The organism is Pseudomonas sp. 43mfcvi1.1, assembly GCF_900115935.1.
GTDB classification, from domain to species: Bacteria; Pseudomonadota; Gammaproteobacteria; order Pseudomonadales; family Pseudomonadaceae; genus Aquipseudomonas; species Aquipseudomonas bijieensis.
This window is the reverse complement of record NZ_UETT01000017.1, coordinates 111,453-124,976: the sequence shown is the minus strand read 5'-3', so window position 1 is coordinate 124,976 and position 13,524 is coordinate 111,453. Positions and strand designations below refer to the sequence as shown.

The 13,524-nt window shown below is 61.5% G+C and carries 10 protein-coding genes; 2 read left to right on the top strand and 8 right to left on the bottom strand.

Annotated features, from left to right (window positions below; genetic code table 11):
* Nucleotides 1-145: 145 nt before the first annotated feature.
* Both DTP52_RS26775 and DTP52_RS26770 read left to right on the top strand, forming a co-directional pair.
* A complete protein-coding gene (locus DTP52_RS26775) occupies nt 146-1,882 on the top strand; it encodes an IlvD/Edd family dehydratase (RefSeq protein ID WP_109756057.1) in 1,737 nt (578 codons plus the stop codon).
* Between the two features lie 251 nt (nt 1,883-2,133).
* On the top strand, nt 2,134-2,853 hold the full coding sequence (locus tag DTP52_RS26770; RefSeq protein WP_109756056.1) for a FadR/GntR family transcriptional regulator: 720 nt from the start codon (nt 2,134-2,136) through the stop codon (nt 2,851-2,853).
* 208 nt (nt 2,854-3,061) lie between these two features.
* On the opposite strand, the gene DTP52_RS26760 is transcribed toward DTP52_RS26770, so the two are convergent.
* The 8 genes from DTP52_RS26760 to DTP52_RS26725 all read right to left on the bottom strand — a co-directional run bounded on the left by DTP52_RS26760 (nt 3,062) and on the right by DTP52_RS26725 (nt 13,492).
* The gene (locus tag DTP52_RS26760; protein ID WP_109756054.1) at nt 3,062-5,437 is read right to left on the bottom strand and encodes an RND family transporter; all 2,376 of its coding nucleotides are present in this window, start codon (nt 5,435-5,437) and stop codon (nt 3,062-3,064) included.
* Between the two features lie 43 nt (nt 5,438-5,480).
* Nucleotides 5,481-6,533: a YCF48-related protein gene (locus DTP52_RS26755; RefSeq protein WP_109756053.1), complete on the bottom strand. Its 1,053-nt coding sequence runs from the start codon at nt 6,531-6,533 to the stop codon at nt 5,481-5,483.
* Between the two features lie 370 nt (nt 6,534-6,903).
* Nucleotides 6,904-9,561, bottom strand: coding sequence for an aminopeptidase N (gene pepN, locus DTP52_RS26750; protein WP_109756052.1), 2,658 nt, complete (start codon nt 9,559-9,561; stop codon nt 6,904-6,906).
* 13 nt (nt 9,562-9,574) lie between these two features.
* Nucleotides 9,575-10,405, bottom strand: coding sequence for a DUF2797 domain-containing protein (locus DTP52_RS26745; protein ID WP_109756051.1), 831 nt, complete (start codon nt 10,403-10,405; stop codon nt 9,575-9,577).
* Nucleotides 10,402-10,662: a YeaC family protein gene (locus DTP52_RS26740; protein WP_109756050.1), complete on the bottom strand. Its 261-nt coding sequence runs from the start codon at nt 10,660-10,662 to the stop codon at nt 10,402-10,404. Before DTP52_RS26740 ends, DTP52_RS26745 begins: the two co-directional genes overlap by 4 nt.
* A 72-nt stretch (nt 10,663-10,734) precedes the next feature.
* Complete coding sequence (locus DTP52_RS26735) at nt 10,735-11,658, bottom strand: lipopolysaccharide assembly protein LapB (RefSeq protein ID WP_109756049.1); 924 nt, start codon at nt 11,656-11,658, stop codon at nt 10,735-10,737.
* Nucleotides 11,658-12,143: a hypothetical protein gene (locus DTP52_RS26730; protein ID WP_109756048.1), complete on the bottom strand. Its 486-nt coding sequence runs from the start codon at nt 12,141-12,143 to the stop codon at nt 11,658-11,660. Before DTP52_RS26730 ends, DTP52_RS26735 begins: the two co-directional genes overlap by 1 nt.
* The gene (locus tag DTP52_RS26725) at nt 12,143-13,492 is read right to left on the bottom strand and encodes an ATP-binding protein (RefSeq protein WP_109756047.1); all 1,350 of its coding nucleotides are present in this window, start codon (nt 13,490-13,492) and stop codon (nt 12,143-12,145) included. The genes DTP52_RS26730 and DTP52_RS26725 overlap by 1 nt, the downstream gene beginning before the upstream one ends.
* Nucleotides 13,493-13,524: the final 32 nt, after the last annotated feature.

Here is a 13,524-nt window from a genome sequence, read left to right as displayed (position 1 = left end):
TCGCCAATGACAGCCAGGACAATCCCTCCGTTGAATCGGACTATATAGTAATACTATTTACCCAACAACACTTCCAAACCGCGTAAATTGCGCTTATGTTACGCTTCAGCTCGAACTATATAGTCATACAATAAGAGAATCGATCATGTCTGATAAGAAACCCTCCCTGCGCTCGGCCCAATGGTTTGGCACCGCCGACAAAAACGGCTTCATGTACCGCAGCTGGATGAAAAATCAGGGCATCGCCGACCATCAGTTCCATGGCAAGCCAATCATCGGCATCTGTAACACCTGGTCGGAGCTGACGCCGTGCAACGCGCACTTCCGGCAGATCGCCGAGCACGTCAAGCGCGGCGTGATCGAGGCCGGGGGCTTCCCGGTGGAATTTCCGGTGTTCTCCAACGGCGAATCGAACCTGCGCCCCACTGCCATGCTGACCCGCAACCTGGCGAGCATGGACGTGGAAGAGGCGATTCGCGGCAACCCGATTGACGGTGTGGTGTTGCTCACCGGCTGCGACAAGACCACTCCAGCCCTGCTGATGGGCGCCGCCAGTTGCGACGTACCGGCTATCGTCGTCACCGGCGGGCCAATGCTCAATGGCAAGCACAAGGGCCAGGACATCGGTTCGGGCACGGTGGTCTGGCAATTGAGCGAACAGGTCAAGGCCGGCACCATCACCATCGACGATTTCCTCGCGGCCGAGGGCGGCATGTCCCGCTCGGCCGGCACCTGTAACACCATGGGTACCGCCTCGACCATGGCCTGCATGGCCGAAGCCCTCGGTACGTCCCTGCCCCACAACGCGGCCATTCCAGCCGTGGACGCGCGCCGTTACGTGCTGGCGCACATGTCCGGCATGCGCGCTGTAGAGATGGTCCGTGAAGACCTGAAGCTGTCGAAGATCCTGACCAAGGAAGCCTTCGAGAACGCCATCCGCGTCAACGCCGCCATCGGTGGCTCGACCAACGCGGTGATCCACCTCAAAGCCATTGCCGGGCGCATCGGCGTGCAACTGGAGTTGGATGACTGGACCCGCATCGGTCGTGGCATGCCGACCATCGTCGACCTGCAGCCGTCCGGACGCTTCCTGATGGAAGAGTTCTACTATGCCGGCGGTCTGCCCGCTGTGCTGCGCCGTCTCGGTGAAGCGAACCTGATCCCCCATCCGAACGCTTTGACCGTCAACGGCAAGAGCCTCGGCGAGAACACCAAGGAGGCACCGATCTACGGCCAGGACGAAGTCATTCGCACCCTGGACAACCCGATCCGCGCCGACGGCGGCATCTGCGTGCTGCGCGGCAACCTGGCGCCGCTGGGTGCGGTGCTCAAGCCGTCCGCCGCGACGCCGGAGCTGATGCAACATCGCGGTCGCGCAGTGGTGTTCGAGAACTTCGACGAGTACAAGGCCCGCATCAACGACCCGGAACTGGACGTGGACGCCAACTCGATCCTGGTGATGAAAAACTGTGGGCCGAAGGGTTATCCGGGCATGGCCGAAGTCGGCAACATGGGCCTGCCGGCCAAGCTGCTGGCCCAGGGCGTGACCGACATGGTTCGGATTTCCGACGCACGCATGAGCGGCACTGCCTACGGCACCGTGGTGCTGCACGTGGCACCGGAAGCCGCTGCTGGCGGACCTCTGGCCGCGGTGAAGGAAGGTGACTGGATCGAGCTCGATTGCGCCAGCGGCCGCCTGCACCTGGACATCCCGGACGCCGAACTTGCCGCGCGCCTGGCCGACCTGCCGCCACCGCAGAACCTGTTGGTGGGCGGCTACCGCCAGCTGTACATCGACCATGTGCTGCAAGCGGACCAGGGTTGTGACTTCGACTTCCTGGTGGGCTGCCGTGGCGCCGAGGTGCCTCGCCACTCCCACTGACTCCATCCATCCCCTTGTGGCATCCCCCTGTGGGATGCAAGCTTTTGTGGGAGCTGAGCTTGCTCGCGATTGCGGTGTGCCAGACAACAGAGATATTGACTGGAAGGGCCTCATCGCGAGCAAGCTCAGCTCCCACATAAGCTCCCACAATGGGGTCTGCATCCACCTCAAAAAATCGCACTAGCGACCCGCCCTCACCGCGCCTGCTATCATGCGCAGCATCCCCTTCGCACAGGATCGCGCCATCCCCCATGGATTACCGTAAACCCTCCGACCGCAAAAGCATGCACGCGCGCATCGTCCAGGAACTGGGTATGCAGATCGTCTCCGGGCGTTTCAAACCGGATGACAAACTGCCCGCCGAAGCCTTGTTGTGCGAAGAGTATGCGGTCAGCCGCCCGGTGCTGCGCGAAGCCACACGGGTGCTCGTCGCCAAGGGCCTGGTGTATTCGCGCCCGCGCGTGGGCACGGTGGTCAAGGCCCGCCGGGAATGGCACATGCTCGACCCTGACGTGCTGCACTGGCTGATGCAGAGCAGCCCGCAAAACGAATTCTTCGGTTTGCTGACCAGCGTGCGCAGTATCATCGAGCCGGCCGCTGCCGCCCTCGCTGCGCAATTCGCGACCGACAGCGACATCGCCGCCATCCGCGAAGCCTACCAGCGCATGGAAGCGGCACCGACCCCCGAGGCCGTGCTGCAACCGGACCTGGACTTCCACAGCCGCATCGCCGACGCCACCCACAACGATCTACTCGCTAACCTGTGCAACATGTTGTCGGTGGCCATCGCCGAAGCGCTCAAGCACTCCAACCAGCGGCCCAACCTGCACGAGTTGGCGATGCCGCGGCACAAGGCGATCCTCACCGCCATCGAAAACCGCGATGCCCTCGGCGCCCGCCATGCCACCCTAGTGCAGTTGGACGATGCCCGTAGCGCGCTGAATGTGGTGCTGGGCGCCGATCCTTCCTGATACCCCCCTGGCAACCATCCGACGTGGCACACCTCAGATTGGCTGGAATGATCAGTCTGTGGGTCACTAGAAAACCTGTGGGAGCGAGCTTGCTCGCGATGGCGGACGGACATTCAACACCTTCATTGACTGTCACACCGCTATCGCGAGCACGCTCGCTCCCACATGGGTTCGCCACTAGGGCTGTACTGGACAGGTTCGCCCTCGATCAATGTGCAAACAACGAATTACCCTTCTGCCCCGCCAGCTTCTCCGGCTTGATCAGGAACCGTGCCAGCGCCGGCAGCAGCCACAGCGCACCGAACATGTTCCACAGCAACATGAACGTCAGCATCAAGCCCATGTCGGCCTGGAATTTGATGGCCGAGAAGATCCAGGTGCACACGCCGATGGCCAGGCACAGGCCGGTGAACAATACGGCTTTACCGGTGGACTTCAGGGTCTGGTAGTAGGCCTCCTGCAACGGCAATCCGGCGCGCAGGAAGCTCTCCAGGCGGCTGTAGATGTAGATCCCGTAGTCCACGCCAATCCCCACGCCGAGGGCGACCACCGGCAAGGTCGCGACCTTCACGCCAATGCCCATGAAGGCCATCAGGGCGTTGCCCAGTACAGAGGTCAGTACCAGCGGCAGCACGATGCACAGCGTCGCCGCCCAGGAGCGGAAGGTGATCATGCACATGGTCGCCACGCAGATGTACACCAGGATCAGGATGGTCAGTTCCGATTCCTTGATCACTTCGTTGGTGGCCGCTTCGATGCCGGCGTTACCGGCGGCGAGGATGAACTCCAACCCGTCACGGTTGTTTTCCTTGGCGAAGTCCTGCACGGCCTTCACCGCGCGATCCAGGGTCTCGGCCTTGTGGTCGTTGAGGAACACCAGCACCGGCGCCAACGAACAGCTGTTGTTGTACAGGCCATCGGCCCGGGCGATGGAGTTGTTCAGCACGTCAGGGTTGCGCGACAGGGTTTCCCATTTCAGGTTGCCCTCGTTCATGCCCTTGATCATCTGCTTGGACACGGTCACCAGGGAAATCGCCGACTGCACGCCCTCGGTGTTCTGCATCTTCCACATCAGCTCGTCGATGGGCGCCATGGCTTCATAACGCGAGCAGCCTTCGGCCTTGGTCTTGACCATCACCACCAGCACATCGGAGCTGGTGGAGTAATTGCTGATGATGAAGTTGTTGTCCTGGTTGTAGCGCGAGTCTGGACGCAGTTCCGGCGCGCCCTGGTCGAGGTCACCGATCTTCAGGTTCTGGCTGTACCAGAGGCCACCGCCAAAGGCGATCACCGCCAGGGCAATGGACACCGGCGCGACCTTGGCGCTGGCGAAGTTCGACAGCATGCGCCAGAACGGATGTTCGCGGGTCGCGTCTTTCTTGCTGCGCTCGACCGCGCGCTTGCTGATGCCAGCGTAGGAGATCGCCACCGGCAGCAGGATCAGGTTGGTGAACACAATCACCGCCACACCGATGGAGGCGCCAATGGCCAGTTCGCGGATCACACCGATGTCGATGATCAGCAAGGTGATGAAGCCCACGGCGTCCGCCAGGATCGCAATCATCCCCGGCAGGAACAACTGCCGGAAAGTGCGCCGCGCCGCGGTCAGGGCGTTGTCCGCCTCGCTGGACTGCAAGGCGATGCCGTTGATTTTCTGCACGCCGTGGGAAATGCCGATGGCAAAGATGAGGAACGGCACCAGCATCGAGTACGGATCCAGGCCGAAACCGGCGGCGTGCATCAGCCCCAGTTGCCAGACCACCGCCACCAGGGTGGTGGTCAACACCGCCACGGTGCTGCGCATGCAGTTGGTGAACCAGTACAGCAGGATCAGGGTGATGACGAACGCCACGCCGAAGAACAGCACCACCATGACCAGGCCGTCGATCAGGTCGCCGACTTTCTTGGCGAAGCCGACGATATGGATCTGCACATTCGGGTTCTGGGCCTCGAACTTGTTGCGGATCTTGTCTTCAAGCTCGTGGGAAAATTTCCGGTAGTCGAGGGCGAGCAATTTGCCCTGGTCCTGCGGATCCGGATAGGACTCCAGCAGCGGGATGTCGATGATGCTCGACTTGAAATCGTTGGCCACCAGGCGCCCGACCTGGCCGGACTTGAGCACGTTGTTGCGCAGCAGATCGAGGCTGTCGGCCGAGCCGTTATAGCTCTGGGGGATCACCTCGCCACCGGCGAAGCCCTCCTCCGTCACTTCGGTCCAGCGCACGCTCGGGCTCCACAATGACTTGAGCCCGGAACGGTCGACGCCGGAGATATAGAAGACCTCGTCGTGGATCTGGCGCAGGGTCTCCATGTATTCCTTGGAGAAAATGTCGCCATTGGTGGCTTCCACGGAGATGCGCACCGTATTTCCCAGGTTCGCCAGGTCGTTGCGGTGTTCGAGCATCTTCTGGATGAAGGGGTGCTCGAGGGGGATCATTTTTTCGAAGCTGGTCGATGGCCGGATCAGCGTGGCCTGCCAGAACAGGAAAATGCTGACCAACAGGCAAATGACGATCACTGCCGGGCGGTTGTTGAAAATCAGGCGCTCGAGGAACGTCGCCTTGTCTTGGTGATGACTGCTCATGGGTTCCGCCTTCTTGTTTTTATGCCCTTCTTGCAGGCCTGACTCATTTGCTCAGTTCGGCGCCGGTGGACGTGGTGGCACGCACGCCGCCTTGCCCCGCCAGGATCAGGTTGCCGTTGCCTGCCGCCGTAACGGCTGCCACGGAAATCCGGTCCGGACGGTTGAACACGCTGAAGGTCACGCCGTCGTCGGTGCTGCGCACCACGCTGCCGCCGTTGCCGACAATCACGATGGAACCGTCCGCCAACAGCGTGGCGCCTGACAGACCAAACTCCAGGGCGCCCCGAGCGGCCTTGAGCTCGACCTGTTCCCAGGTACCGCCAAAGTCCGTGGAGCGATAAAGGTTGCCGCGCAAGCCGTAGGCCAGCAGCGTCGAGGGTTGGGCGGTGCCGATGACCCCGAACAGCGAGCCTTCGTAAGGGCCTTCGACCTTTTCCCAGGTCTGCCCCCAGTCGGCGGAGCGGAACATGCTGCCGGCCTCGCCGACAATGAACAGTCCGGCATCTTTCACAGCGGCGATGGCATTGAGGTGGAACTGGTCTTCGTTATCGAGGCGGTCGCTGACACTTTCCCAGTGCTGGCCGCCGTCGGTGGTTTCCAGCAGCGCACCGTAGGCACCCACGGCGAAACCGTTACTGGCATCCTTGAACCAGACATCCAGTAGCGGCGCTTCACGGGTCAGGTCTTCGAATTGCTTGATCCAGGTGCTGCCACCGTCATCGCTGGCGAGGATCTGCGCGTCGTGCCCCACGGCCCAGCCGTGTTTGTCATCGACGAAAACTACCGCGGTAAGCAATTGGCGAGTCGGCACCTTGGCCTGGGTCCAGGACTTGCCCTGATCGTCCGAATAGACAATGTGGCCCCGATCACCGACCGCCACCAGGCGCTGGCCGGCATGGACCACATCGAGCATCAGGGTTTTGCTGGCCTTGGCCGATTCGACGGAATAGATGACATCGGATGTCGACGCCGCAACAGCCATCACCGGTGCCGATAACACGGCAGAGCCCAGCAGCGAGAGCGCCGAAGCCAGCAACGCGACCCTGCGCAGCATCGGCGGCCGGCTGCGGCCCACAGCCATGACAGGCTCATTCATAGACCTTTCCCCCATTATTATTGTTATGGCTTGGTACGTTGCCAGTCTTGGAGCATAGTCCTGAAACCTGCAATCTAGAGCCACTTCGGAAGCTGACCTATCCTATCGGGCTTTCGAAAGGTCTGACAATCGACGCCACGTTATCTTTTGTTAACCGGGAGGGCTGGCGCTGGGGGTGAATGGCAGAGTATTCGGTGGAGTGATGGCTGAGTAACTAGCGGTGAAGCATCTGACGCTATCGCGAGCAGGCTCGCTCCCACAATGGATCTCTGTTGAGCACAAAATATGTGTTCACTGAAGACCTACTGTGGGAGCGAGCCTGCTCGCGATGAAGGCACCGCGGTCCGCCAGGCAGACCGCGGCATCAAGGTCACGCCAGGCTCTTGCTCACCACCTCGAACACATCGGCGGAGAGCGCGCCGGACGCCAGGATACGTTCCAGCTCGGCTTTCATCAGCGCCTGGCGGGCACTGTCGTATTTGCGCCAGCGGGTCAGCGGCGCCAGTTGCCGCGAGGCGATCTGCGGGTTGAAACCGTTGAGCTGGATCACCAGGTCCGCCAGGAAGCGATAGCCCGAACCGTCGGCGGCGTGGAAGTTGATCAGGTTCTGTCCGGCGAATGCACCGATCAGCGCCCGCACCTTGTTCGGGTTCTTGATGTTGAACGCCGAGTGCTCCATCAATGCCTTGACCCGCGCCAGGCCACCCGGCAGCGGGCTGCCGGCCTGGACGCTGAACCATTGGTCCATGACCAGCGGGTTGCCCTTGAAGTTTTCCGCGAACACTTCCAGAGCCTTGGCCTTCTCGGCTTCGAACGGCGAATTGACCAGCACTGCCAGCGCGGTCAGGCGCTCGGTCATGTTATCGGCGGTATCGAACTGCTCCAGGGTCGCGCTCAGCACCTCGGGCTTGTCGGTAAGCATCAGGTACGACAATGCGATGTTCTGCAATGCGCGACGGGCGAAATGCTCGGCCTCGGCCACATATGGCGTGCGTTTCGACAGGTCGCGGTTGGCTTCATAGCGCAGCCACAGGGCTTCGAACAGGTTATCGGCCAATTGCTGGCGGGCGAACTCGCGAGCGGCATGGATCGCCTCGACGTCGGCCACTTCGCTGATTTCCGTCAGATAGGCTTCACTCGGCAGCGAGAGCATTTCCGCGACCATGGCCTGATCCAGGGATTCGTCCGACAGTACCGTGCGCAAGGCGCTGACCAGACGCGGATCCAACGACAGGCTGGTGCCCTGCTGATGCTGGGCGATCAGTTCCTGCAACACCTGCACCGACAATTGCTGGCCGGCATCCCAGCGGTTGAAACCGTCGCTGTCGTGCTGCATCAGGAACATCAGTTGGTCGCGGTTGTACGGGAAGCTCAGTTTCACCGGTGCCGAGAAACCACGCAGCAACGATGGCAAAGGTTGTTCGGCGATGTCGACAAAGGTGAAGGTCTGCTCGGCTTCGGTCACCGAGATCACCCGGGACGTGCCGCTCGCCGCGGCTTCACCGGCCAGGCGCAACGGGATTTCGGCGCCCTTGCTGTCGAGCAGGCCCAGTTCGACGGGAATCACGAACGGCAGCTTTTCCTGCTTGTCCGGGGTCGGCGGGCAGCTCTGGCTGAAGGTCAGGCTGTAAGTCTTGGCCGTAACGTCGTAGGACTCGCTCACCGCCAGCCGTGGCGTACCGGCCTGGCTGTACCAGCGCTTGAACTGAGTCAAGTCGACGCCATTGGCATCTTCCATGGCCTTGATGAAATCATCGCAGGTCACGGCCTGGCCATCATGGCGTTCGAAATACAGATCACTGCCCTTGCGGAAACCCTCAGGCCCTAGCAGGGTGTGGATCATGCCGACCACTTCCGAGCCCTTTTCGTACACGGTCAGGGTGTAGAAGTTGGAGATCTCGATGAAGCTGTCTGGACGCACCGGGTGGGCCATGGGGCCGGCGTCCTCGGCGAACTGGTGGGTGCGCAGGTAGGCCACGTCCTGGATACGCTTGACGGTGGCGGAGTTCATGTCGGCCGAGAACCCGGCATCGCGGAACACCGTGAAACCTTCCTTGAGCGACAGCTGGAACCAGTCGCGGCAGGTCACGCGGTTGCCCGACCAGTTGTGGAAGTATTCGTGGGCGACGATCGCCTCGACCCGCTGGTGCGCGGCATCGGTGGCGGTTTCGGCGCGGGCCAGCACGGCGCTGGAGTTGAAGATATTGAGGCCCTTGTTCTCCATGGCTCCCATGTTGAAATCGTTGACCGCAACGATCATGAAGATGTCCAGGTCGTATTCACGCCCGTACACTTCCTCGTCCCAGCGCATCGACTTCTTCAGGCTGGTCATGGCGTGCTGGCATTTGTCGATGTTTTCCGGCTCGACATAGATGCGCAGGGCCACGGTGCGCTCGCTCATGGTGGTGAAGGTGTCTTCGACGCACCACAAGTCACCGGCCACCAGGGCAAACAGGTAGGCAGGCTTCTTGAACGGGTCTTCCCAGGTCGCCCAATGGCGGCCGTCTTCGCCAGGACCGCTGGCAATCGGGTTGCCGTTGGACAGCAGCACCGGATAGCTGTGCTGCTCGGCCACCACGGTGGTGGTGAACTTGCTCATCACGTCCGGGCGGTCGAGGTAATAGGTGATCTTGCGGAAACCTTCGGCCTCGCACTGGGTGCAAAACATGCTGCCGGATTTGTACAGGCCTTCCAGGGCGGTGTTGGTTTCCGGGTGAATCCTGACGGTAGTATCGACCGTGAAGGCCTGGGCCTTGGGCTGCAGGGTCAGGTGACTGTCGTCCAACTGGTAGTCGCCCTGCCCCAGGTCGGCGTCATCGAGCTTGAGCGAAACCAGTTCCAGGTGCTGGCCATCGAGCACCAGCGGTGGCAGCCCGGCCCCGCGCTCGGGGTTGCGGCGCATCACCAGTTGCGCATGGACCAAGCTGTGGTCCTCGAACAACTCGAAGGTCAGGTGCGTCTCGTCGATCAGGTATTCGGGGGCCTGATAGTCCTTCAGGTAGATCATCTTCGGTTGTTCGGTGCGCATGGGTCGAGTCCTTCTACTGATGCACGGCGAGCTGGTAGGCCGTGTATTTACGAATGTTGATCACGCCGGTGTCGAAAATCAGGTACTGGCCCTTGATCCCCAGCAGCGTGCCTTCAGCAATCGGGTTCTTGTCCAGGTTGAAACTGACGATCTTGGCCGGGTATTGCTCCACCGGATAACGGATCTCGATAGGCTCGACGTCCGCTATGGTCTGGATCGCCTGTAAGCCAAAACGTTCCTGCAAACCCTGCAATCCCTGGGCGCAGCTTTCGAACAGCGAGTCACGGATCGCCGGCAGGTCCACCGCCACGGCGTCGCCCTTGAGCAAGGCGCGCCAGTTGGTCTTGTCCGCCACCTGGCTGCGGAACAGGTCTTCGACAAACCCCGATTGCTGACGCGTGGCGACCCGCAGGATCGGCAGCGCCTGGCTGGCGCCCTGGTCCAGCCAGCGGGTCGGCAATTGCGTGGCACGGGTAATGCCGACCTTCACGCCCGAAGAATTGGCCAGGTAGACCACATGATCGGTCATGCAGAACTGCTCGCCCCAGGCCGGATCGCGACAGGTGCCCGCCTCGAAATGGCAGCGTTCGGGGCTCATGATGCACAGGTCGCACTGGGCCAGCTTGGTCATGCAAGGGTAGCAATAACCCTGGCTGAAGCTGGTTTTGGTCCGGCGTCCACAGTGGGTGCAGTGGATCGCACCGAGGTACTCCAGGCGCACCGAGGTGCCAATCAACGGGTTGACCGGCACCTCGGCATCGCCCAGGCGAAAGGCGTATTGAACAGTCGGCCCGTCAAGGCGCGCCGACATCTTGCTGATTGCACCGCGGCCAATCTCGATCAATGGATGGCGTCCGACTTGAACAGGATATTCGGGACGGTGGTCGACTTCGACTGGCACTCCTGCGGGCCCATGTAGCCGGTGCGCTCGTCTTCGGGCAGGTTCTGGATCTCCCAGGCGATCATCGCTTGCAGCGACAACTCGCGCTGCTCGGCGGTGAGCTTGTTGCCATCGGCCCATTTACCGATTTCCACCGCCAGTTTCAGGCTTTGGTAGATGTCAGGGGTGATGTTCTCGATCATTTCTGCAAAAGACGACATGTTAAGCAATCTCCAATAATGTCGCGGGTTCCAAGGCAAAGCACGACTGACCGCCGTCTGGACACCCGCTATTTAGAATTCCCTGGACAGCTTGACCTGGGCCAGCTCTTTTTCCAGGGAGTGCCTGAATATCTGTGGCGCGGCAAAGGTGTACGCGGCAAACCCCAGCCATAGCCAATCAATCACCTGGGCCACCTGCGGGTAGCCCTGGGCCGTCAGGGTGATGACCACCACCCGATAGACCACGAACATGAGCAACAACACCACGATGGCTCGACTGGCGCTGCGCTCGCTCATCCAACTGTTGAATCGCCACCATGTTCCCAGAAACAGACTGCTGCGAGCCTTGACGGCAGTCAGCAAGTGCAGCGCGGCCCGGTCATTGGCGTTTTCCTGCAAGGCCCAGATCGCGTGCTCGCGCGCGCCCTCGACGTCACCTTCGCGCAATAGCAGGTGCCCGAGTACCACCACGGCCCCGGTATGCCCTGGCTCGGCCTGCAAGGCCTGGCGGGCGAACTGATGCGCTTGCCCCCACTGGCCGCTGGCACGATAAAACTGGGCCATGGCCACCAGGTTGGACGCATCGTCGGGGGCCAGTTCCAGGGCTTTTTCCAATGGTTCGCGGCTTTGTTCCAGGCGGCCGGTCAACTGGTAAAGGTCGGCCAGCGTGCGGTAGTTGACCGGATTGAGCGGTTCCATATCCAGTAACTGGGTCAAGTGTTCCTGGGCCAGCTTGAACTTGCGCAAGGCAATGGCAACCTGGGCGGCAGCGTAATGGGCGAGCGGCAACTGTGCATCGGCCAGCAGCGCCAACTGCACCTCGCGCCTGGCGGCATGCACGCGGCGCAGATTGATCAGGCACACCGCCAGCAACGCATGGGCTTCGGCCGAGTCCGGATCGCTCGCCAGCAATTGGCGCAGCGCGTCGATGGCACCGTCGTAATGGTCGGCCTGCAAGCGTTGATACGCCAGTTGCAGCAGATAATCGGTATTCATCAGCTCACCACCAGATACCAGAGAGTGGCAGGCACCCACTTGATGACCATGCCCTTGAGCACGAACGCGCCAATCAACACCACTGGCAAACCGAAGCGGTTCAGCACGCCACCGTAGTATTGGTAGATCTCGATGGTCGCGTTCTGCTGCATGAACAGCAGATAGCCGATGGCAAGCTTCCACACCACCAAGGTCAACAAGGCGTACTGAATCTGCGCCTGGCTCTGGATGTACCCCGCCTCTACCAATTGCAGCAATCCCAAACCGATGAGCAGGCTGCCCACCAGGCAAAGGCCGGCCAGCAACCATTCACGCACCCGGGTCGGGCTGCCCACCGCGATGGCGTTGAAGACAAACCACGGCAAGCCGAGCCAGGCGCCCCCCAACATCAGCCCCAGCAGCGGCCAGAAAGGCGAGACGGCCCACTTGGCCAGGGCGCCCGGACGTGGCTCGTCCTCAATGCGATAACCACCGTACTGCGCCATCAGCGACCCTTCCCGTGTTTGTCGAGGAAGGCCAGCACTTCGTCGTACTGGTTGCCTTCATTGGCATAGCGCGCGTAGTTGCGCGCCGTGGTCAGCCATTCCAGGGTGGTTGCCCGCACTTCCTTGAGCGCCTGCTTGAAATGCCGGTCGCAGATCGGTTGCTCGCTCGCGCCGCTGATGGACTCTTCGATCGCTTCGTCAGCGGCGGTTTCCACCAACTCACCCAGGTCTGCACCGGAAAAGCCCGAGGTGTTTTTCGCCAGGAAGGCAAAGTCGATGTCCTCGGCCGTCGGACGACCTTCCATCATCAGCTTGAGCATGGCTTCCCTGGCTGGCCGGTCGGGTGGCGGCACGAACAACACCCGGTCAAAACGCCCCGGGCGCCTGAAGGCCGAGTCCACCGACCAAGGCACGTTGGTCGCGGCGAGGATCAGTACGCCGTGGTTGTCCTTGGTAAAACCGTCCATCTCGGACAGGAACTGGCTGACCAGCTTCGAAGAGGTCGAGTCCCGGGTGTTGGAACGCTTGCCGCCCAAGGCCTCGACTTCATCGAAAAACATTACCGCCGGAGCCTGGGCACGGGCCTGTTCGAACAGCGCGTGCAACTTGCGCTCGGATTCGCCGATGTACATGTCCAGGACATCGGAAATGGCCACGTTGAAGAACGTCGCCTTGCACTCCCCGGCCGTGGCCCGGGCCAGCATGGTCTTGCCACATCCCGGAGGCCCATAGAGCAACACGCCCCCGCCGACCCGCTTGCGAAAGCGCTGGAACAGGCCGGGCTTCTGGTAAGGCAGGATGATTTTCTTGTGAATGGTTTTCTTCAGCTCGTCCAGGCCACCGATGTCATCGAAGGACAGGGCTTCCTTTTCCGGCACCAACAGGCGCCGGACCTCGGTCTGGTCGGTGTTGTCATTGGAGATCACGCGCAAGCGCGGACGCCCTTGCGCAGCGGAAAAGTCGGTCACGGATACGTTCAAGCGACGCCATAGCGCCATGTCTTCCAGGGCCGGGTTGGCGTCTACCGCGGCACGGTATTCCACCTGGGCTTCCTTCATCTGCTCAAGGGCTGCGAAGGCGCGCGCCCTGAGCATCCGCGCGGCAGGCTCGTTGCCTTCAATCAGGCCGAGGGCCCGTTGCGCCTGGCTCGCGGCGATACATAACCTGGCCGCGGCCATTTTCAAGGCCTGGGCATCGCTCCATTGCTCAAGATCGGCAGGCAACAACCCAAGCCCGCGCTCGTACTCGCTGCGCTCGACACTGGCGTCGAGCAACAGTGTCAGCAGCGCGACGTTACCGGGGGCAGCCAGGAGCGCGGCCTCCAGTTGGTCGAACGTCGAATCATCCATGGCACTTCCTCAAAAAATGCGTTCGCGTGACA